Genomic DNA, 21190 nt, shown 5'->3' on the forward strand with positions numbered 1-21190 from the left:
CGACAGGCCAGTGACCAGGCCGATCCCTCCCGAAAGGGCACCACGCGCATGGAGCAGTACGAGCCCGACCGCCTGACCCCGCCGCAAGTCGCGGCCATGCGGCGCAGCCTCCGCAACGGCAGGGCCGGCCTGACCCGCCGGTCGCTGCTGCGGGCGTCCGCCGGCGGTGCGCTCGCGGCCGGCGGCCTCGGGGCGCTGAGCGCCTGCGGGATCCCCGCGGCCGGCAAGAGCCAGGGCGGCACCTCCGCCGAGGACCACTCGGCCAAGGAGAAGGTGGTGAACTTCTCCAACTGGACCGAGTACATCGACGTCGACGACAAGGGGAAGCGCCACCCCACGCTCGACACCTTCCGCAGGCGGACCGGGATCACGGTCAGGTACAGCGAGGACATCAACGACAACAACGAGTTCTTCGGCAAGCTCAAGCCGCAGCTCGCCGCGGGCCAGGACACCGGCCGCGACATCATCGTCCTCACCGACTGGCTGGCCGCCCGGCTCATCCGGCTCGGCTGGGTCCAGAAACTGGACCCGTCCAACCTGCCGCACGCCTACAGCAACCTCTCGGCCCAGTTCCGCAACCCGGACTGGGACCCGGGGCGGGCGTACTCCTACCCCTGGCAGGGCATCTCCACCGTCATCGCCTACAACAAGAAGGCACTCGACGGCATCGAGGTCACCTCGGTCTCCGACCTGCTGGACAACCCCCGGCTCAAGGGGCGCGTCGGCTTCCTGTCGGAGATGCGCGACTCCGTCGGCATGACCCTGCTCGACATGGGCAAGGACCCGGGGAAGTTCACCGACGACGACTTCGACGCGGCCATCGCCCGTCTCCAGAAGGCCGTCGACAAGGGCCAGATCCGCCGCTTCACCGGCAACGACTACACGTCCGACCTCACCAAGGGCGACTTCGCGGCCTGCGTGGCCTGGGCGGGCGACGTCGTCCAGCTCAAGGCGGACAGCCCGGACGTCGACTTCGTCGTCCCGGACAGCGGCTACATGACGTCGACCGACAACATGTGCGTACCGAACAGGGCGCGCCACAAGACGAACGCCGAGCGGCTCATCGACTTCTACTACGAGCCCCGGCAGGCCGCGGAGCTGGCCGCGTACATCAACTACGTGACGCCGGTCGACGGAGTGAAGCCGTACCTTGCGAAGATCGACAAAGACGCGGCGGACAACCCGCTGATCGTCCCCGACAAGGCCATGCAGGCGAAGTCCCATGCCTTCCGCTCCCTGAGCCAGAAGGAAGAGACGGCCTACGAAGAGAAGTTCGCGAAGCTCACAGGGGCGTGATGACGACGATGAAGACGACACCAGACAACAGCGGCGACGTCCGCCTCTCCGGTATCTCCAAGACCTACGGCTCCTTCACCGCCGTGCACCCGCTGGACCTGACCGTGCCCCAGGGCTCCTTCTTCGCCCTGCTCGGCGCGTCCGGCTGCGGCAAGACGACCACCCTGCGCATGATCGCCGGTCTGGAGGAGCCCACCTCGGGCACCGTCCGCCTCGGCGAGGAGGACGTCACCCACCTGCCGCCGTACAAGCGGCCCGTGAACACGGTCTTCCAGTCCTACGCCCTCTTCCCGCACCTGGACATCTTCGAGAACGTCGCCTTCGGCCTGCGCCGGCGCGGCGTGAAGAGCGTGAAGAAGCAGGTCGAGGAGATGCTGGACCTGGTCCAGCTGGGCGAGCAGGCGCGCAAGAAACCGCACCAGCTCTCCGGTGGCCAGCAGCAGCGCGTGGCCGTCGCCCGCGCCCTCATCAACCACCCGAACGTGCTCCTCCTCGACGAGCCCCTCGGCGCCCTCGACCTCAAGCTGCGCCGCCAGATGCAGCTGGAGCTGAAGCGGATCCAGACCGAGGTCGGCATCACCTTCGTCCACGTCACGCACGACCAGGAGGAGGCCATGACCATGGCCGACACGGTCGCCGTGATGAACGGCGGCCGGGTCGAGCAGCTGGGCTCGCCGGCCGACCTCTACGAGAACCCGCGGACCACCTTCGTCGCGAACTTCCTCGGCACCTCCAACCTCATCCGCGCCGAGGTCGACACCCGCAGCGGCGACGACCTGGTGCTCACGGCGGGCGGCGGGAAACTGGTGCTGCCCGAGGCGCGGTGCTCGGCCCCGACGACGGCCGGCGGCACGGTGCTGGTCGGCATCCGCCCGGAGAAGATCTCCCTCACGCACGCCGACGACGCCGGCTCCGTCCCCGCGGGCCGCAACCGCATCACCGGCCGAATCGCCGACGCGAGCTTCATCGGTGTCTCCACGCAGTACGTCATCGACAGCCCCGTCTGCGAGGAGCTGTCGGTGTACGTGCAGAACGTCGAGCGCGACGGCCGGCTCGTCCCCGGCGCCGAGGTGGTCCTGCACTGGAGCCCGGCGCACACCTTCGGCCTCGACGCGGCGCAGGACATCGACGCGGGCACCGAGGAAGAGGTCGCCGCCTGATGTCGACGCTCACCGAGGCGCCCCCGCCCCTCAGTCCGACCGCACCGGAGGAGAAGCCCCCGCGCAGACGCGGCCGGTTCACGCCGTACTGGCTGCTGCTGCCCGGCCTGCTGTGGCTGGTCGTCTTCTTCGCGCTGCCGATGCTCTACCAGGCCTCCACGTCCGTGCAGACCGGCTCCCTGGAACAGGGCTACAAGGTCACCTGGCACCTGGCGACGTACTGGGACGCCCTGTCGGAGTACTGGCCGCAGTTCCTGCGGTCCGTCCTCTACGCCGCCGCCGCGACCGTGCTCTGCCTGCTCCTCGGCTACCCGCTCGCCTATCTGATCGCCTTCCGCGCGGGCCGCTGGCGGAACCTGATCATGATCCTGGTGATCGCGCCGTTCTTCACCAGCTTCCTGATCCGGACCCTGGCCTGGAAGACGATCCTCGCCGACAACGGCCCGGTCGTGCACACGCTGAACTCGCTGCACATCCTCAGCCTGACCGACTGGCTCGGCTGGACGGCCGGCGACCGGGTGCTGGCCACCCCGCTGGCGGTCGTCTGCGGACTGACGTACAACTTCCTGCCGTTCATGATCCTGCCGCTGTACAGCTCGCTGGAGCGGATCGACGGGCGGCTGCACGAGGCGGCCGGCGACCTGTACGCCAAGCCCTGGACCACCTTCCGCAAGGTGACCTTCCCGCTGTCGATGCCGGGCGTGGTCTCCGGGACCCTGCTGACGTTCATCCCGGCGGCCGGCGACTACGTCAACGCCGAACTCCTCGGCTCCACCGACACCCGCATGATCGGCAACGTCATCCAGACGCAGTTCCTGCGCATCCTGGACTACCCGACGGCGGCGGCGCTCTCCTTCATCCTCATGGCCGCGATCCTGGCCATGGTCACGCTCTACATCCGCCGGTCGGGGACGGAGGACCTGGTCTAAATGCTCCTCGTCAACTGGCTCAAGCGCCGTCTCGTCGTCATCGCGGGACTGCTGACGCTCGCCTATCTGCTGCTGCCGAACGTCATCGTCACGGTGTTCTCCTTCAACCGGCCGAAGGGCCGCTTCAACTACGAGTGGCAGCAGTTCTCCACGGACGCCTGGCGGGACCCGTGCGGGGTCGCCGGCATGTGCGGCTCGCTGTCCCTCAGCCTCCAGATCGCCGTGTGGGCGACGGTCGGCGCCACCGTCCTCGGCACGATGATCTCCTTCGCGCTGGTCCGCTACCGCTTCCGCGCCCGCGGCGCCGTCAACTCGCTGATCTTCCTGCCGATGGCCATGCCCGAGGTCGTCATGGCCGCCTCGCTGCTCACCCTGTTCCTCAACATGGGCGCTCAGCTGGGCTTCTGGACGATCCTCATCGCGCACATCATGTTCTGCCTGAGCTTCGTCGTCACCGCCGTCAAGGCGCGCGTGATGTCGATGGACCCGCGTCTGGAGGAGGCCGCCCGGGACCTGTACGCCGGTCCCGTGCAGACCTTCGTGCGGGTCACCCTGCCCATCGCGGCACCCGGGATCGCCGCGGGCGCGCTGCTCTCCTTCGCGCTGTCCTTCGACGATTTCATCATCACCAACTTCAACGCCGGTTCGACCGTCACCTTCCCCATGTTCGTGTGGGGATCGGCGCAGCGCGGCACACCCGTGCAGATCAACGTGATCGGCACGGCCATGTTCCTGGTCGCCGTGCTGTTCGTGCTGACGTCGATGGCCGTCACCGGTCGCCGTGACAAACACAAGGCATAAGCCCCTGTAGGGAGTTGAAATCATGGCCCCGAGCGCCATGAGCCGTGGCAGAGACAACTGGACCGCCTCTCTCTCCGAGGCACGACCGGTGCCGTACTGGCTGGAGGACCCCGGCAAGCCGCCCGCCGAACCCGCCCTCACCGGCACCGAGACCTGCGACCTGCTGGTCGTGGGCGGCGGCTACAGCGGACTGTGGACCGCGCTCAACGCCAAGGAGCGCGACCCGCAGCGCGACGTGGTGCTGCTGGAGGGCCGCGAGGTGGGCTGGGCCGCCTCCGGCCGCAACGGCGGCTTCTGCGCCGCCTCCCTCACCCACGGCCTGCCCAACGGGCTCGCCCGCTGGCCCGGCGAGATCCAGCGGCTCCAGGAGCTGGGCCTGCGCAACCTCGACGAGATCGAGGCCGCCGTCGCCCGGCACGGCATCGACTGCGACTTCGAACGCACCGGCGAGATCGACGTCGCCACCGAGACCTACCAGGCCTGGGAACTGCGCGACTGGCACCGGGAACTGGAGGAGAAGGGGCTCGCCGACGGCGTCGAGTTCCTGGACGCCGACGCGGTGCGCGAACAGGTGAACTCGCCGACCTTCGAGGCCGGCCTGTGGGACCGCAGGGGCGTGGCCATGCTGCACCCGGCGAAACTGGCGTGGGGCCTGAAGCAGGCATGCGTCAGGCTCGGCGTCCGGGTCTACGAACACACGCCCGCGCTGACGCTGAAGCAGTACGGCGGCGGCATGGCCGTACGCACCCCGTACGGCGCGGTCCGCGCCCGCAGGGTGGCGCTCGGCACGAACATCTTCCCGAGCCTGCTGCGCCGCGTGCGGTCGTACACCGTCCCCGTCTACGACTACGCGCTGATGACCGAGCCGCTCACGCCCGACCAGCTGGCGGAGATCGGCTGGAAGAACCGGCAGGGGCTGGGGGACAGCGCCAACCAGTTCCACTACTTCCGGCTGTCCGCCGACAACCGTGTCCTGTGGGGCGGCTACGACGCGATCTACCCGTACGGCGGCCGGGTCCGCGCCGAGTACGACGACCGGCCCGAGACGTACGCCAAGCTCGCCGGCCACTTCTTCACCTGCTTCCCGCAGCTGGAAGGCGTCCGCTTCACCCACGCCTGGGGCGGCGCGATCGACACCTGCTCCCGCTTCTCGGCGTTCTTCGGCACCGCCCACCAGGGCCGCGTGGCCTACGCGGCCGGCTACACGGGCCTCGGTGTCGGCGCGACCCGCTTCGGCGCGGACGTCATGCTGGACCTGCTGGACGGGGAGCGCACCGAGCGGACCGAGCTGGAGATGGTCCGCAAGAAGCCGCTGCCGTTCCCGCCGGAACCCTTCGCCTGGACCGGGATCGCCCTCACCAAGTGGTCCCTGGCCCGCGCGGACGCCCACGGCGGCCGCCGGAACCTGTGGCTGCGGACCATGGACCGGCTCGGCCTGGGCTTCGACAGCTAGGGCCTCTCGTTCGGATCATGCCGGGCTCGCGGGGTCCGGCCTGATCCGAACGAAAGACTCCGGCCACCACCCGGACCGCGGGACGAAGGCCGGGAAACCCGCGTAATGCTCGGGCCGGACCTCCCTCTCTCTCCCTGTGACGCGACCGCGTCGGACGAGAGAGGGAGGTTCTTCGATGACTGGGCCGAAGACGGCGGTCGAATGGCTGGCATCCGTCGCACCGGACCCCGGAGCCTGCCGCTGGGAGTGGGAACGCAACCCCCTCGGGGTCGCCCTGCTGCCCGCGGGCAAGGCGTGGGACGTCCTCATCCTGCCGGGCGACCTCGGCTACCCGACCCTGGACGTGCTCACCCGCATGCTCGACCGGCCCGGCCCGGTGCTCGCCGACTTCGGCGACAGCCGGGTCGGGTTCTTCGTGCCGCCGGGCACCGCGGCCCGCTGGCTCGGCACCGGCATCCGTACCGCCGGGTCCGGCACCTGGATCGTCGTGCCGTATCCGGGCCGGATGTCCCGGGGGGTGCGCTGGCTGGTGCCGCCGGACGGCTCGGGCACGCTGACCGACCCGGCGCTGCTGGAGCTGGCGATGCACGAGGCGGTGGCGGGGCCGGCCCGGGAGAGGAACGCGGACGGGTGACGCCCGGACACCTTGACAACAGGATTGGTCTGGACCAAGTTGTGTCCGCTCGGCCCCGTCAACTCCCCTGACCCCGGAGGCCCTTGTGGATCGCCCCAGACGTCCCGGCACCGTCCTCACCGTGCTCACGGCCGCGCTGCTGGCCGTGCCCGGCATCACCGCGCTCTCCTCGCCCGCCGACGCGGCCGTCGGGGCCGACGTGGACGCAGTCGTCAACGGCGGCTTCGAGTCCGGCCTGACCGGCTGGACCTGCACGGCCGGTACGATCGTCGGCTCGCCCGTGCACAGCGGGAAGGCCGCCCTCCAGGCGACCCCCGCGGGCGGCGACAACGCCCAGTGCGGCCAGACCGTGAGCGTCCAGCCCGACGCGCAGTACACCCTGTCCGGTTACGTCCGCGGCTCCTACGTCTACCTCGCCGCGGCCGGCACCGGCACCACCGACGTCTCCGCCTGGACCCAGTCCGCCCCCGACTGGCAGAAGCTGAGCACCACCTTCCGCACCGGACCCACGACCACCAAGGTCACGATCAACACCCACGGCTGGTACGGCACCGGCGCCTACGACGCCGACGACATCACCCTCGTCGGCCCCGGCGGCAGCGGCACCGGGCAGCCGCCCGCCGCGCCCGCCGGCCTGAGGGCCACCTCCGTGACGCAGTCCTCCGTCGGCCTGTCCTGGTCGGCGGTGACCGGCGCCACCGGCTACACCGTCTACCGCGACGGCGCCAAGGTCCAGACCGTGACCGGCACGTCGGCGACCGTCTCCGGACTCGCGGCCTCCACCGCCTACAGCTTCCAGGTCACCGCGGTCAACGACGCCGGCGAGTCCGCGAAGTCCACGGCCGTGACCGCCACGACCGGCGCGGGCACCGGCGGCGGCCCGGCCGACCTGCCCGCCCACGCCCTCGTCGGCTACCTCCACGCCAGCTTCGCCAACGGCGCCGGCTACACCCGCCTCGCGGACGTCCCCGACAGCTGGGACGTCATCGACCTGTCCTTCGGCGAGCCCACCTCGGCCACCTCCGGCGACATCCGCTTCAACCGCTGCCCGGTCACCGAGTGCCCGAACGTGGAGAGCGACGCCGACTTCAAGGCCGCGGTCAAGGCCAAGCAGGCGGCCGGCAAGAAGGTGCTGATCTCGATCGGCGGCCAGAACGGCCAGGTCCAGCTGACCACGACGGCCGCCCGCGACACCTTCGTCTCCTCCGTCTCGAAGATCATCGACACCTACGGCCTCGACGGACTCGACGTCGACTTCGAGGGCCACTCGCTGTCCCTGAACACCGGCGACACCGACTTCCGGAACCCGACCACCCCCGTGATCGTCAACCTGATCTCGGCACTGAAGACCCTCAAGGCCAAGTACGGCGCCAAGTTCGTCCTGACCATGGCTCCCGAGACCTTCTTCGTGCAGAACGGCTACCAGTACTACGGCACCGGCAAGTGGGGCGGCCAGGACCCGCGCTGCGGCGCCTACCTCCCGGTGATCCACGCCCTGCGCGACGACCTGACCCTGCTCCACGTCCAGGACTACAACTCGGGCCCGATCATGGGCCTGGACAACCAGTACCACTCCATGGGCGGCGCCGACTTCCACGTCGCCATGACCGACATGCTCCTCACCGGCTTCCCGGTCGCCGGCGACGCGAACAACGTCTTCCCGCCGCTGCGCCCCGACCAGGTCGCCATCGGCATGCCGGCGTCGACGAACGCGGGCAACGGCTACGTCTCCCCGTCCGAGGTCACCAAGGCCCTGGACTGCCTCACGAAGAAGACGAACTGCGGCTCGTACGCGCCCCACGGGACCTGGCCCGCCCTGCGCGGTCTGATGACGTGGTCGGTGAACTGGGACCGCTACGCGAACTGGGAGTTCCAGAAGAACTTCGACGCCTACTTCGGCTGACCGCCAGGACGAGGGCGGTCAGCAGCACCGTGCCCAGGCACCAGCCGGCCACCACGTCCAGCGGCCAGTGCCAGCCCCGGCGGACCAGGCCGTACGACACCCCGAGGACGAGCGCCGCACAGCCGGCGACCAGCAGGCGGCGGGCGGCGGGCGAACGCAGCCCGGGCAGCAGGAGCAGGGTCGCGGAACCGTACGCGACCACCGCCGTCACCGTGTGACCCGACGGGAAGTAGCCGGTCGCCGGGGGCACCACAGGGGTCCCCGGCCGGCCGGTGAGGTCCTTCAGCGGCACGACGACCGCCGGGACCAGCGCCATCAGCACGGCCGCGGCGAGCGGCGGCAGCCACCACCGGTCCACGCCGCTGGCACGGCCCCGCCGGGCCGCGTACGCGAGGGCCGCGGCGAGCGCGGGGACGGCGACCTGGACGTTGCCGAGGTCGGAGAGGAGCTCGGAGAACCGGTCCGGGCGGATCAGGGCCCGACTCAGCCGGGCGTCCGGTCCCAGCAGCGGGCCGTGCGCCAGGACCTGCCAGGTGATCAGGAGGAAGAGGACGGCCGCGACGGCCGGGACGCCGGCGAGCAGGGCGCGGCGGACTGAGGTCGACACGGCGACCAGCTTGGCAGACATCGCGGAGAAGGAGGCCGGCCGCCCCGGAACAAGGGGGGGTCGTTCCGGGGCGGCCGCCCGGACCGGAACGTCGCGCGCCCCGGGGGGTTTGGGGCGGCGACCGTCCGATCGGTGAGGAGATCCCGGAGCCGTCAGGCGCCGGATCTGTGCGCGAGGGCACGACCAGGTCGAAGCTGGGGAGGCCTCGGCCCGGCGCCGCCCACAGTCCCCTGTGGGCGGGGTGTATCTCTCATCTGGAGGAAACCTACGGCAGGCCGGGGCGCTTGGGCAGACGGAATCGGCTCCCGTCATCCACCCCGCACACCTTCTTCACACGGCCTGCCGCAGGCGTCCTACAGAGGTGCGAACCAGTCGCTCGGATGTGCGGCTCAGACGCCCGCGAAGGCCTGCTCGATGATGTCGAGGCCCTCGTTCAGCAGGTCCTCGCCGATGACGAGCGGGGGCAGGAAGCGCAGCACGTTGCCGTAGGTGCCGCAGGTCAGGACCAGCAGCCCCTCGGCGTGGCAGGCCTTGGCCAGCGCGGCGGTGGCCTCCGGGTTCGGCTCCTTGGTGGCGCGGTCCTTGACCAGCTCGACGGCGATCATCGCGCCACGGCCACGGATGTCGCCGATGACGTCGAACTTCTCGGCCATGGCGGTGAGGCGACCCTTCATGATCTCCTCGATGCGCTTGGCCTTGCCGTTGAGGTCCAGCTCGCGCATGGTCTCGATGGCGCCGAGCGCACCCGCGCAGGCGACGGGGTTACCGCCGTACGTACCACCGAGGCCGCCCGCGTGCGCGGCGTCCATGATCTCCGCGCGGCCGGTGACGGCGGCCAGCGGCAGACCGCCGGCGATGCCCTTGGCGGTGGTGATCAGGTCCGGGACGATGCCCTCGTCCTCGCACGCGAACCACTGGCCGGTACGGCAGAAACCGGACTGGATCTCGTCGGCGACGAACACGATGCCGTTGTCGTTGGCGAACTTCACGATCTCCGGCAGGAAGCCCTTGGCCGGCTCGATGAAGCCGCCCTCGCCGAGCACCGGCTCGATGATGATCGCGGCGACGTTGTCCGGGCCGACCTGCTTGGTGATCTGGTCGATGGCCTGCGCGGCGGCCTCCGGGCCGGCGTTCTCCGCACCGGTCGGCCAGCGGTAGCCGTACGCCACCGGCACGCGGTACACCTCCGGCGCGAACGGCCCGAAGCCGTGCTTGTACGGCATGTTCTTCGCCGTCAGCGCCATCGTGAGGTTGGTCCGGCCGTGGTAACCGTGGTCGAACACGACCACGGCCTGCCGCTTGGTGTACGCGCGAGCGATCTTGACGGCGTTCTCGACGGCCTCGGCGCCGGAGTTGAACAGCGCCGACTTCTTGGCGTGGTCGCCCGGGGTCAGCTCGGCCAGCGCCTCGGCGACCTCCACGTAGCCCTCGTACGGGGTGACCATGAAACAGGTGTGGGTGAAGTCGGCGAGCTGGGCCGAGGCCCGGCGCACGACGGCCTCGGCGGACGCGCCGACGCTCGTCACCGCGATACCGGAACCGAAGTCGATGAGCCGGTTGCCGTCGACGTCCTCGATGATGCCGCCGCCCGCGCGGGTGGTGAACACGGGCAGCACGGAGCCCACGCCCTGCGCGACCGCGGCGGTACGGCGGGCCTGAAGCTCCTGCGACTTCGGGCCGGGGATGGCGGTGACGACGCGGCGCTCCTGCGGAAGTGCGGTCATGGGGGGCTCCCTGATGATCTTGCGTTCCGGGCAGTCCCGGGCGGTTCCGGGTGGTGCGTTTTCGGACGCATACCTTCTTTTCTCGCAGGCTAAGACCGCTTCCGCGGGGTGGGCATGCTCCATGTGGGCGTTGTCGGCGGGACCCGTTGTCCGCGGTGGACATAGCCCACCCGGACGGGTACGGCGCCTTACGGCCACGTAAGCGGTGAACTCCCCAGGCCGGGGCGTTAGATTGACTCGCTGATGGCGGACGGAACGGCTGGTCAGGGGGCAGGGCGGATGGACAGCGACGGCACACACGACACACGCGGCACCCACACCACACCGGTACCGCATCCGGGGGGTCCGCCGGACGCCTTCGGGGTGCCGGCCATGCCCTCGATGCCGCCCGGCGTGCCGCCCCGGCCGGACGGCTCGGCGTTCCTGGCCTGGCTGCGGACCCCCCGCCCGGAGGCGGCGCCCGGCGTCTGGCGCTTCGGGCACCGGCCCCGGCCCGAACAGGAGCCCCAGCAGATCCCGGCCCGGCAGTTGCTCAGCGGCGCGGTGATCGCCTTCCTGGTGGGGTGGCTGGTGTGGTCCCTGCTGTGGAACAACTACCTCGGCGGCTGGTGGGTGCTGCCGCTGGAGCTGTTCACCCCCGACTCCTGGCGCCAGGGCAACGACCGCGTCGGCAACGCGATCCTCTGGTACTCGTACTACACCGTCATCGCCCTCGCCATCCTGCTGGTCGTCGGCCGCCTCGGCCGCTGGGGCGAGATCTGGCGCCGGTACGGCCCCCCCGCCTGGAACTCCGCCGCGCCCGAGGCGGCACAGCCGTCCACCCCCGACCACGACCCCGCCGCATGGCCCCAGCTGCGGCAGGCCGGGGCGTACGAGGCTGCTGAGCGGCTGGCCGGTGAGGCGCGGGCCGGGCTGATGCGGGACGTGGACCACGCGCGGATCAGCAGGGCCTGGCAGAGCGTACGGTCCGGGCGGCACGCCCTGGCCGCCTTCACCGGTGCCGTGCTCAAGGACGGCGCCGCCGCCTGTCCGCACCCGTCCGGCGACCGGGACCTGCCCGTCCGGCAGGCCCGGCACGACCTGCTCACCGGCCAGGTCCGGCTCGGAACCGCCGCCGACGACCCCCGCAACCCCTATCACTACCGCGGCGCCGGCCTGGCCCTCGGGCCCGACCTGCTCGGCACCTCGCTGCTCGCCGTCGGCCCGGCCGGATCCGGCAAGACCGGCGCCGTCGTGCGGCCGCTCGCCGAGTCCCTGTGTCTGCACGCCCTCGCCGGCCGGGCGGCGGTCGTGGTGGCCGGCGCGGCGGGCGCCGGACTCGGCCCGGCCGAGGCCTACGACGTCGTCGTACGCGTCGGCCACCCCGAATCCGCCCACGACCTCGACCTCTACGGCGGCACCACCGATCCCGACGAAGCGGCCGCCATACTCGCCGAGGCCCTCGTCGGCGACCTCACCGACCCGCACCCGGGCAGTGACACCCGCCGCTCCACCACCGTCCTCGCCCAGCTGCTCGGCCCCTTCCGGGCCGTCCACGACCGCTTTCCCTCCGTGCCGGAACTGCGGCAGCTCCTCGACGGCGCGCCCGGCCCGCTGGCCGCGCTGCGCAAGGCGCTGACCAATGCCGGGCACTCCTCGCTGCTGCGCGAACTGGACGCCCGTGAGCGGCAGATGGCCCACCCGGGCGATGTCGGCACGGTTCTCGCCGACCGGATCGCGCTGCTCGACCGGCCCGCGTTCGCCGCCTTCTTCGACACCTCCGGGCAGAGCCGGCCGTTCTCGCTGCGGGCCCTCGACCACCCGGTCCGGGTCCGCATCGACCTGCCCCAGCGCGGCCACGCCGACGCCTCCCGGATCCTGGCCCGGCTGGTGCTCGCCCAGTTCACGGCCGCCGTGACGGTACGCGAGGACCGCTCGCTCTTCGCCTGCCTGCTGCTCGACGACGCCACGGGCGTCGTCACCCCGGAGGCCGTGCGCGGCATCCAGCGGCTGCGCAGCGTCAACGCCGGGACCGTGCTCACGCTGCGCACCCTGGACGACGCACCCCGGCCGGTGCGCGGCCCGCTGCTCGGTGCCACCGGCTGCCGGATGGCGCTGTCCGGGCTCACGCCCTGGGACGGGCAGGACTTCGCCGAGGTGTGGGGCAAGGAGTGGACCGAGACCCGGGACGTCACCGACCGGCAGATCATCGCCGAGACCCCGGCCGGCAAGGCCGTGCACATGCTGCGCCGGATCATCACGGGTCAGGCGCCGACGGCGCGCGCCGTCACCGTTCGGCAGGTGGAGCGGGAGCGGTGGTCTGCTTCCGAGTTGGCTCATGGGGTGCCGGCGGGGCACGCGGTGCTGTCGTTGACCACCGTGCAGGGGGAGCACGCGCCGCCGTTGCTGGTGGATCTGCGGGGGTGACGGCCAGCGGGTGATCGTACGGTGAGGCAGAATCGGCGTAGGCCGTTCATACACCGTGGCCAAAAGATCACCCCTCCCTCACCGTGAAGGCGCCATGCCCCCGACTCTCGCCTCGCTCGTCCACCACTCCGCGCTCAAGCTGACCGTGCGCGCGGGCGAGGACCGTCTCGACGTGCCCGTCCGCTGGGCGCACGTCAGCGAGCTGGCCGACCCCGTGCCCTACATGGAGGGCGGCGAGCTGCTGCTGGTCACCGCGCTGAAACTGGACGCCGAGAACCCGGAGGCCATGCGGCGGTACGTGCGGCGGCTGTCCGGCGCGGGCGTGGTCGGCCTGGGGTTCGCCGTGGGCGTCAACTACGAGCAGGTACCCGAGCCGCTCGTCGACGCCTGCGCGCAGGAGGGGCTGCCGCTGCTGGAGGTGCCCCGCCGCACCCCGTTCCTCGCCATCAGCAAGGCGGTGTCCGCGGCGATCGCCGCCGACCAGTACCGCGCGGTCACGGCAGGCTTCGCCGCCCAGCGGGAGCTGACCCGGCAGGCGCTGAACTCCGGCCCCGAGGGTGTGCTCGGCGTGCTCGCCACGCAGGTCGACGGCTGGGCCGCGCTGTACGACGCCTCGGGTGCCGTCGTCGCCGCCGCCCCGGACTGGGCCGGCCGGCGGGCCGCCCGGATCACCGCGGAGGTCGAACGGCTGCGGGAGCGGCCCGCCCCCGCGTCCTCCGTCGTCGGCGGACCGGACCACGAGGACCGGGTGGAACTGCACAGTCTCGGCACCGGCCGCCGCCCGCGGGCGGCGCTCGCCGTCGGCACGGCCGCGCCCCTCGGCACCGCCGAGCGGTACGCCGTCCACTCGGCCATCGCCCTGCTCACCCTCACCACCGAACGCTCCCGCTCCCTGCACGCGGCCGAGCAGCGGATCGGTACGGCGGTGCTGCGCATGCTGCTCGCAGGCGAGCCCGATCACGCCCGGGCCGTCGCCGGGGACCTGTACGGCGGACTGCTCGACGCGCCGTTCCGGATCATCGTGGCCGAGTCCCCGGCCGGCACGGCGGGGGAGTCGCTGGGTGAGCTCGCGGAGGCCGTGGAGTCCGCCGCGGCGCGTTCCGGGGAGGCCGTGCTGGTCGTGCCGGAGGGGGAGCGGCTGGTGGTGCTGGCCGCCGACGAGGGTACGGCGGTGGCCGCGTGTGCCACGTACGCGGCGGCGCGCGAGAGCGCGCGGGCCGTGCCCGAGCAGGGGCGTGCGGACGAGAACGACCTGGTCGTCGGCCTGTCGGCGCCCGCCGGGCCGACCGCGGCGGCAGCGGCGTACAAGCAGGCCGGGCAGGCGCTGTCGGTGGCGCGGCGGCGGGGGCGGGTGTTCGTGGAGCACGAGCAGCTGGCCGCGGGCTCCGTGCTGCCGCTGCTGGCCGACGACGCGGTGAAGGCGTTCGCCGACGGGCTGCTGCGGGCGTTGCACGACCACGACGCGACGGGCCGGGGCGATCTGGTGGCCTCGTTGCGGGCGTGGCTGTCCCGGCACGGGCAGTGGGACGCGGCCGCGGCCGACCTCGGCGTCCACCGGCACACGCTGCGGTACCGGATGCGCCGGGTCGAGGAGATCCTGGGGCGCAGCCTGGACGACCCGGACGTACGCATGGAGCTGTGGCTGGCCCTGAAGGCGACGTCGACCGAGTGACCGCCCCGGGGGAGACGGTCTCCGCGGGCATCCCCGGCCCACCGGGTGCCGTCCACCCCGCCAAACCGGCGTACCCCCCGTCCCGAGTGGTACGGCACGGACAAGCGACCCTCCGGCGGCGCCGTCCTACCGTGGAGCACGCAAGCCAAGTACACCCCCAACGCGGAAGGGCCGGGACTCGTACATGACTTCCACCCATGCCTTCTGGCTCGCCGGCCGCCAGGTCACCGGCGAGGACACCTTCGACGTCACCTCCCCGTGGGACGGCCGGCTCGTGGGGAAGGTCGGCGTGCCGACCGACGCCCAGGTCGAGGAGGCCGTGGCCGCCGCGTACGCCGTGCGGGACGAGTTCGCCGCCACCCCGGCGCACGTGCGCGCCGCCGCGCTCGACCACGTCAGCAGGCGGCTGGCCGAGCGCACCGAGGAGATCGCCCAGCTGATCTCCGCCGAGAACGGCAAGCCGATCAAGTGGGCCCGGGGTGAGGTCGGCCGCGCGGTGTCCGTGTTCCGGTTCGCCGCCGAGGAGGCCCGCCGGTTCAACGGCGGCGAGGCCCAGCGGCTCGACACCGACGCCGGCGGCCAGGGCCGGCTGGGGCTCACCCGCCGCTTCCCGAAGGGTGTCGTGCTCGGCATCGCGCCGTTCAACTTCCCGCTGAACCTGTGCGCCCACAAGGTCGCCCCGGCGATCGCCGCCGGCGCGCCGATCATCCTGAAGCCGGCCCCGGCCACGCCGCTGTCCGGGCTGATCCTGGGTGACCTGCTGGCCGAGACCGACCTGCCCGCCGGTTCCTGGTCGATCCTCCCGGTCGCCAACGACCGCATGCCCGCCCTCGTCCAGGACGAGCGCCTGCCGGTGATCTCCTTCACCGGTTCCGAGAAGGTCGGCTACGCGATCATGGACTCGGTGCCGCGCAAGCACTGCACGCTGGAGCTGGGCGGCAACGGCGCGGCGGTCGTCCTCGGCGACTACGCCTCCGACGCCGACCTGGACTGGGCCGCGACCCGCATCGCGACCTTCTCCAACTACCAGGGCGGCCAGTCCTGCATCTCGGTGCAGCGGGTGATCGCCGACGCGTCCGTGTACGACCGGCTGTTGCCGCGCATCGTCGCCGCCGTCGAGGCCCAGGTCACCGGTGACCCCACCGACGACACGACGGACGTCGGCCCGCTGGTCAGCGAGGACGCCGCCAAGCGCGTGGAGTCGTGGGTGGACGAGGCCGTCGCGGCGGGGGCGCAGCTCCTCACCGGCGGCAAGCGCGACGGCGCCTCCTACGCGCCGACCGTCCTCACCGACGTACCGGCCGACACCAAGATCGCCTGCGAGGAGGTCTTCGGGCCCGTCCTCACCGTGCGGAAGGTGGACGGCGAGGCCGAGGCGTTCGCCGCGGTCAACGACTCCAAGTACGGCCTCCAGGCGGGCGTGTTCACCCACGACCTCCAGGTCGCCTTCCGTGCCCACCGCGCCCTCGAGGTCGGCGGTGTGGTGATCGGCGACGTCCCGTCCTACCGTGCCGACCAGATGCCGTACGGCGGCGCCAAGCAGTCCGGTGTGGGCCGCGAGGGCGTCCGGTTCGCGATGGAGGACTACACCTACGAGCGCGTGCTGGTTCTCACCGGTCTCGCGCTCTGACCTGCCACGGACAGGTCGGAAGAGGAACGGCCGCAGCCCACTGTGCGGGGGCTGCGGCCGTTTCGTGTGTCCGTCGCTTCCCCGCGCCCCCTCAGCCGGGGAAACCGACGTGCGCCAGCCGCAGGGGGCCGCGCAGCGTGAGGCGGACGTCGTGGACGCCCGCGGTGACGAGCCCGGCGGTGCGGGTGGTGTAGGCGTACGGGCCGGCCGTGGGGGTGTCCAGGGTGAGGGCGGCCAGTACCGGGCCGCCGTCCAGGGACAGTTCCAGGGTGCCCTCGCCCGCCAGCTGTGCGGTCACCTCGGTCACCCCGGCGCCGAAGTCGCAGGCACGATAGAGGAGTTCGGCGCTCCGGTCGTGGGCCGGGGTCACCGCGTCGCCCGCCGTCCTCGTCCGGTCCACGATCGCGACGCCGGACTGCTCGTCGAAGTCGGCGGCCGGAAGGCCCCGCTCCAGCACCGGCCGCGCGGTGGCAGGCCGGCCCCCGGGGCGGACGGTCGCGCGCAGCCGTACGTCCTCGCTCGACGCCCCCACCAGCAGCTCGTACGGGCCGTCCGCCAGCCGCCGGACGCCGTGGGCCACGTCCCAGAACTCCAGGGCTGACAGCGGGACTTCGAACGCGACCTCGGCCGTCTCGCTGGGGACGAGCGTGAGCCGGCGGTGGGCCAGCAGTTCGCGGCGCGGGCGGGGCACCGACGGGTCCACGGCCCGGCCGTAGAGCTGGACCACCTCGTCCGCCGGCCGGTCCCCGGTGTTGCCGACGGTGCAGCTCACGAGGACCGCGCCCGCCCGCACGCGGGCCGTCAGGCCGTCGTACGCGAACGAGGCGTACGACAGGCCGTGGCCGAAGGGGAAGAGCGGGCTGCCGTCGAAGTAGAGGTAGGTCTGCCGGCCGCCGATCACGTCGTAGTCGAGGAGGCCGGGCAGGTCGGCGTTGTCGGCGTACCAGGTCTGGGGGAGGCGGCCGGCCGGGGAGACGTCGCCGGCCAGCACCCGGGCCAGCGCCGTGCCCGCCGCCTGGCCGCCGTGCGCCGTCCACAGAACGGCCGGCAGCGGGGCCGCGTCCACCGCGTACGGGTACGCCGACACGAGCGCCAGCACGGTGCGCGGGTTGGCCGCCCGGGCCGCGCGCAGCAGCCGCTGCTGGTGCTCCGGCAGCAGCAGCGTCGTACGGTCCTCGGTCTCGCGGCCGTTGATGTGCGGATCGTTGCCGGCCACCACCACGACGACGTCGGCCTCTCCCGCCACCCGGGCCACCGCGTCCTCGCCCCGTTCGACCGTGACCACCTGAAAGACGTCGCCCGTGTCGGCAACCCGCACGCCGTCGGCGGCGACACGGAGATGACGACCCGTGCCCAGGTGCTCGAGGAGGTGACCGCCGTCGTGCGGTTCCAGGCGGAACGTCTCCTGGACGACCCAGCCGCCGGGCTGGTCGGCACAGGCCCGGACGCGGCCGTCCTCGGCGACCGAGAGGTAGCGGCCGTCGGGGGCGCGCAGGGTCAACACCCCCTCGCCCCAGTCGGCCAGCGCGAACACGGTGCCGGTGGCGTCGGTGGTGAGCGGCGGCAGGTCGGTGCGTCCGGACAGCAGCGCCGGGTCCAGGGCGCCCTCGGCGCCGCGCGCCTCGTCGGGGGCGTCCGCCACGGGCACGGCGAGGAAGGCGCCGTCCGCCGTCCGCAGCCGGATCCGGTCCACGCCCTCCGCGAACCGCACCCGCTGCGCGCCGAACCGCTCGTACAGGCCCTCCAGCGGGGTGGAGCGGTGCAGGAGGCTGCCGCTGTACCAGTCCAGTTTGCACTCGTCGGCGAGCAGGCCGACGACCGCGAGCCGGGTGTCCGGGGCGAGCGGCAGCAGGTCCGCGTCGTTCTTCAGCAGTACGACCGCCTGCTCGGCCGTCTCCTGCGCGAGCGCCCGGTGCGCCGGGGTGTCGAACGCGCCGGTGCCCGCGTGCGGGTCGAGGAGCGGGTCGAACTCGCCGAGCCGGAACCGGACGGAGAGCTGGCGGCGCACGGCGGTGTCGATGTCCGCCTCCGTCAACAGGCCCCGTGCGAGAGCACCTTCGACCCGCTCGGTGATCAGCGTGCCGTCGGTGCCGTGGTCGGTGAAGCTGTCCACGCCGGCCAGCAGGGCCGCCGCGACGGCTTCCTCGTGGGTGTCGAAGTAGTGCTCGCTGTCGACCAGGTTGGAGGGCGCGCCCGCGTCCGAGCAGACCAGCAGCTCCTCGTCGGTCCAGGTGCGCAGGTGCTCGCGCAGGTACGGGGAGACGTGGTTGGGGCGGCCGTTGACCAGGTTGTAGGCCGGCATCACCCCGGCCACCGCGCCCGCCCCGACCGTGTCCCGGAAGGCGCGCAGGTCGTACTCGTGCAGCACGCGCGGACGCACCGAGGACGACGAGGTGTCCCGGTCCTGCTCGTTGTTGTGTGCCAGCCAGTGCTTCAGCACCGGCGCGGTGCGCCAGTACAAGGGGTGGTCGCCGCGCAGGCCGCGGGTGTACGCCGTGGCGATGGCCGAGGTCAGCTTCGGGTCCTCCGCGTAACCCTCCTCGTTACGGCCCCACAGCGGGTGGCGCAGCAGGTTGACCGTCGGGGCCCAGACGTTCAGGCCGACCCGCTCGTCGCGGGCGCGCATCGCCCGGACCTCCCGGGACACCGCCTCGCCGACCCGCCGTACGAGGTCCGGGTTCCAGGTCGCGCCGAGCCCGACGGCCTGCGGGAACACCGTCGCCGGTCCCATCCAGGCCACGCCGTGCAGTGCCTCCTGGCCGGTCCGCCAGGCGGCGATGCCCAGGCGTTCCACGGCGGGCGTGAACTGGTGCAGGAAGGAGATCTTCTCCGCACGGGTGAGCCGGGCCAGCAGGTCCTCGACGCGCTTCGCGAACGGCAGACACGGATCGCGGAAGGGCGGGGTGGACGGCGAGTCGACGGTCACGAGTGGTCCCCTTGCGAATGGAGCGGCACGACGCTTTCGAAGCGCTTCGATGCTCAGTCGCCCGAGGCCGGGTGTCAAGGTGCAGGGGCGAAACACCCACCGACTTCTCCATGGTGCCACCGGCGTAGCCGACTTCCGGCGCGGTCACCGGAGTTCGCAGGAATCTTGGCGACGACCCTTGTGCGCCCCCAGGCGTTCACTTAACCTCGCTGCAACATCGAAGCGCTTCGACTCACGTGCCCCGCCGAAGAACGCTTCCGCTCGGCCAGATCCACTCGAGACACCGCAGCCGACGGCCACCGCCGGGTGTCCTGGTGCGCCACGAAGGGTTGACGCAATGACGCCGAACGCCGCCTCCTCCGCTCCCAGCAGGAGAGGCTTCCTCGCCTCCACCGCGGTCGCCGCCGCCGCGGTGGCCGGGGGGATGCCGCTGCTCACCGCCTGCGGAAGCGCGGACAGCGGTGCCCGAGGGGGTACCTCGGCCGGCAGGAACGCCAGGAAACTGCTCCCGGCGTACGTGGCGGGGAACGTGGTGACACCGGACATCCCCGCCAAGAACGGCTCGGCCGCCGGGTTCACCCGCAGGCTCGATCTCACGGACCTGAAGACGTCCGTGCCCCGGAAGCTCGGCAAGGGCAACGAGGTCACCGTCATGTCGCCGTTCTGGGGCTCACCGCCCAAACAGGACAACGCCTACTACCGGGCCATGAACGACCTCGTCGGCGTCGACGTCCGGTGGCGGAACCAGGACGGCAACACCTACGAGCAGAAGCTCGGCGCGGTCCTCGCCTCCAGCGAGGTGCCCGACGTGGTGGTCATCCCCGGCTGGAACATGAACGGCAAGATCCCCAGCGCCGTCATCTCCAAGTTCGCCGACCTCGGCCCCTACCTCTCCGGCGACGCCGTCAAGGACTACCCGAACCTGGCCGCGATCCCGACGGACGCCTGGCAGCGCTCCATCTTCGGCGGCAAGCTGCGCGGCCTGCCCCAACCCGCCCCGTACGTCACCGGCATCGTGCCCCTCTACCGCAAGGACGTCTTCGACAAGGAGGGCTACCGGGTACCGCGCTCGGCGGACGAGTTCATGGCCCTCGCCAAGGACATCACCGACGCCAAGGCCAAGCGGTGGGCCTGCCTCGACATGAAGTGGACCGCCTTCCAGATGTTCGGCGTGCTCTCCGGCAGCGAGAAGCCGCTCGGCTGGAACCTGGCCGACGGCAAGCTCGTCAACCGCATCGAGACCGACCAGTACCTCGAGGCGCTGGAGTGGACCCGCAAGCTCTTCGCCGCCGGCGTCGTGCACCCCGACGCCGAGCTCGGCAAGAGCCAGGCCACCGACCCCGGCCCCAAGTTCGCGGCCGGCGAGTTCCTCATCTACGCCAACAACATCTCGCAGTGGTGGGGCCGTACCGCCGAACAGGCCACCCACAACCCCGAGTTCAAGATCTGGGGCATGGACGTCTTCGGCCACGACGGCGGTGACCCCCGGCTCTACGCCGAACAGCCCGCCGGGATCTTCGCCTTCGTCAACAAGAAGGCCTCCGAGGCGGTGATCCGGGACGTGCTCGCCGTCGCCGACGCCACCGCCGCGCCGTACGGCACCAAGGAGTACATGCTCACCAACTACGGCGTCGAGGGCACCCACTACACCGTCAAGAAGGGCGTCCCCACCAAGACCGACCAGGGCAACCTCGACGTGCTCAACGCCTACGTCATGATCGCGAGCCCCGCCCCGACCATCGCCCACCCCGACTTCCCCGAGGTCGCCAGGGGCCAGGTCGAGTGGCAGCAGCGGATGGGCGCCTTCACCACCAAGTCCTCCTTCTACGGCATGCAGATCACCGAGCCCAGCCGCTACACCGACCTCGGCAACGACTTCGAGCAGCTGGAGGACGACATCGTGCGCGGCCGCAAGAAGATCGGCGACATGCAGCAGGCCGTCTCCGACTGGCGCAGCAGGGGCGGCGACAAGCTGCGCGACTGGTACAAGAAGATCCTCGACGAGAACGGCCCGGCGGCCGGCTGACCCGAGGCACGAGGCAAGGAGAA

At 71.8% G+C, this 21190-nt stretch carries 13 protein-coding genes and 1 pseudogene; 11 read left to right on the plus strand and 3 right to left on the minus strand.

Annotated elements, in window-relative coordinates:
- The first annotated feature begins 48 nt into the window (after positions 1 to 48).
- The 7 genes from AB0F03_RS21145 (at position 49) to AB0F03_RS21175 (ending at position 8176) form a co-directional block, all read left to right on the plus strand.
- Positions 49 to 1296 (plus strand): spermidine/putrescine ABC transporter substrate-binding protein, encoded by a 1248-nt coding sequence (locus tag AB0F03_RS21145; RefSeq protein ID WP_361994044.1) that lies wholly within the window; start codon positions 49 to 51, stop codon positions 1294 to 1296.
- Positions 1296 to 2456: an ABC transporter ATP-binding protein gene (locus tag AB0F03_RS21150; protein ID WP_361994047.1), complete on the plus strand. Its 1161-nt coding sequence runs from the start codon at positions 1296 to 1298 to the stop codon at positions 2454 to 2456. Before AB0F03_RS21145 ends, AB0F03_RS21150 begins: the two co-directional genes overlap by 1 nt.
- Positions 2456 to 3385 carry an ABC transporter permease gene (locus AB0F03_RS21155; protein WP_361994049.1) on the plus strand — a complete coding sequence of 310 codons (930 nt, stop codon included), beginning with the start codon at positions 2456 to 2458 and terminating at the stop codon, positions 3383 to 3385. Before AB0F03_RS21150 ends, AB0F03_RS21155 begins: the two co-directional genes overlap by 1 nt.
- A complete protein-coding gene (locus AB0F03_RS21160) occupies positions 3386 to 4186 on the plus strand; it encodes an ABC transporter permease (RefSeq protein ID WP_361994052.1) in 801 nt (266 codons plus the stop codon).
- Between the two features lie 22 nt (positions 4187 to 4208).
- Complete coding sequence (locus tag AB0F03_RS21165; protein WP_361994054.1) at positions 4209 to 5639, plus strand: FAD-dependent oxidoreductase; 1431 nt, start codon at positions 4209 to 4211, stop codon at positions 5637 to 5639.
- Between the two features lie 175 nt (positions 5640 to 5814).
- Complete coding sequence (locus AB0F03_RS21170; RefSeq protein WP_361994057.1) at positions 5815 to 6273, plus strand: hypothetical protein; 459 nt, start codon at positions 5815 to 5817, stop codon at positions 6271 to 6273.
- Between the two features lie 85 nt (positions 6274 to 6358).
- Positions 6359 to 8176 carry a glycoside hydrolase family 18 protein gene (locus tag AB0F03_RS21175; RefSeq protein ID WP_361994060.1) on the plus strand — a complete coding sequence of 606 codons (1818 nt, stop codon included), beginning with the start codon at positions 6359 to 6361 and terminating at the stop codon, positions 8174 to 8176.
- Positions 8177 to 8225: 49 nt separating this feature from the next.
- Here AB0F03_RS21175 and AB0F03_RS21180 read toward each other — a convergent pair.
- Positions 8226 to 9095, minus strand: a pseudogene (locus tag AB0F03_RS21180) (phosphatase PAP2 family protein); the annotation flags it as partial.
- A 77-nt stretch (positions 9096 to 9172) separates the two neighbouring features.
- Positions 9173 to 10507: a 4-aminobutyrate--2-oxoglutarate transaminase gene (gabT, locus tag AB0F03_RS21185; protein WP_361994063.1), complete on the minus strand. Its 1335-nt coding sequence runs from the start codon at positions 10505 to 10507 to the stop codon at positions 9173 to 9175.
- Between the two features lie 279 nt (positions 10508 to 10786).
- On the opposite strand from gabT, the gene AB0F03_RS21190 reads away from it, so the two are divergent.
- From AB0F03_RS21190 to AB0F03_RS21200, 3 genes are all read left to right on the plus strand, one after another.
- On the plus strand, positions 10787 to 12913 hold the full coding sequence (locus AB0F03_RS21190) for an ATP-binding protein (protein WP_361994066.1): 2127 nt from the start codon (positions 10787 to 10789) through the stop codon (positions 12911 to 12913).
- Between the two features lie 94 nt (positions 12914 to 13007).
- The gene (locus AB0F03_RS21195) at positions 13008 to 14585 is read left to right on the plus strand and encodes a PucR family transcriptional regulator (RefSeq protein WP_361994069.1); all 1578 of its coding nucleotides are present in this window, start codon (positions 13008 to 13010) and stop codon (positions 14583 to 14585) included.
- A 184-nt stretch (positions 14586 to 14769) separates the two neighbouring features.
- Entirely contained in the window at positions 14770 to 16215 is a 1446-nt protein-coding gene (locus tag AB0F03_RS21200; RefSeq protein ID WP_361994072.1) for an aldehyde dehydrogenase family protein, read from the plus strand.
- A 91-nt stretch (positions 16216 to 16306) separates the two neighbouring features.
- Here AB0F03_RS21200 and AB0F03_RS21205 read toward each other — a convergent pair whose 3' ends face one another.
- A complete protein-coding gene (locus AB0F03_RS21205) occupies positions 16307 to 19141 on the minus strand; it encodes a glycoside hydrolase family 3 C-terminal domain-containing protein (protein WP_361994074.1) in 2835 nt (944 codons plus the stop codon).
- Between the two features lie 337 nt (positions 19142 to 19478).
- Here AB0F03_RS21205 and AB0F03_RS21210 point away from each other — a divergent pair, with 337 nt between their 5' ends.
- On the plus strand, positions 19479 to 21167 hold the full coding sequence (locus AB0F03_RS21210; RefSeq protein WP_361994077.1) for an extracellular solute-binding protein: 1689 nt from the start codon (positions 19479 to 19481) through the stop codon (positions 21165 to 21167).
- Positions 21168 to 21190 lie beyond the last annotated feature (23 nt).

Source organism: Streptomyces sp. NPDC028722, from assembly GCF_040637655.1.
GTDB lineage: Bacteria > Actinomycetota > Actinomycetes > Streptomycetales > Streptomycetaceae > Streptomyces.

Bases quoted from the DNA above. Each gene is read 5' to 3' on its own strand.
- AB0F03_RS21200 (WP_361994072.1), top strand. From the start codon at position 14,770: ATGACTTCCACCCATGCCTTCTGGCTCGCCGGCCGCCAGGTCACCGGC.
- AB0F03_RS21210 (WP_361994077.1), top strand. From the start codon at position 19,479: ATGACGCCGAACGCCGCCTCCTCCGCTCCCAGCAGGAGAGGCTTCCTC.
- gabT (WP_361994063.1), bottom strand. From the start codon at position 10,507: ATGACCGCACTTCCGCAGGAGCGCCGCGTCGTCACCGCCATCCCCGGC.
- AB0F03_RS21195 (WP_361994069.1), top strand. From the start codon at position 13,008: ATGCCCCCGACTCTCGCCTCGCTCGTCCACCACTCCGCGCTCAAGCTG.
- AB0F03_RS21190 (WP_361994066.1), top strand. From the start codon at position 10,787: ATGGACAGCGACGGCACACACGACACACGCGGCACCCACACCACACCG.
- AB0F03_RS21165 (WP_361994054.1), top strand. From the start codon at position 4,209: ATGGCCCCGAGCGCCATGAGCCGTGGCAGAGACAACTGGACCGCCTCT.
- AB0F03_RS21170 (WP_361994057.1), top strand. From the start codon at position 5,815: ATGACTGGGCCGAAGACGGCGGTCGAATGGCTGGCATCCGTCGCACCG.
- AB0F03_RS21150 (WP_361994047.1), top strand. From the start codon at position 1,296: ATGACGACGATGAAGACGACACCAGACAACAGCGGCGACGTCCGCCTC.
- AB0F03_RS21155 (WP_361994049.1), top strand. From the start codon at position 2,456: ATGTCGACGCTCACCGAGGCGCCCCCGCCCCTCAGTCCGACCGCACCG.
- AB0F03_RS21145 (WP_361994044.1), top strand. From the start codon at position 49: ATGGAGCAGTACGAGCCCGACCGCCTGACCCCGCCGCAAGTCGCGGCC.
- AB0F03_RS21160 (WP_361994052.1), top strand. From the start codon at position 3,386: ATGCTCCTCGTCAACTGGCTCAAGCGCCGTCTCGTCGTCATCGCGGGA.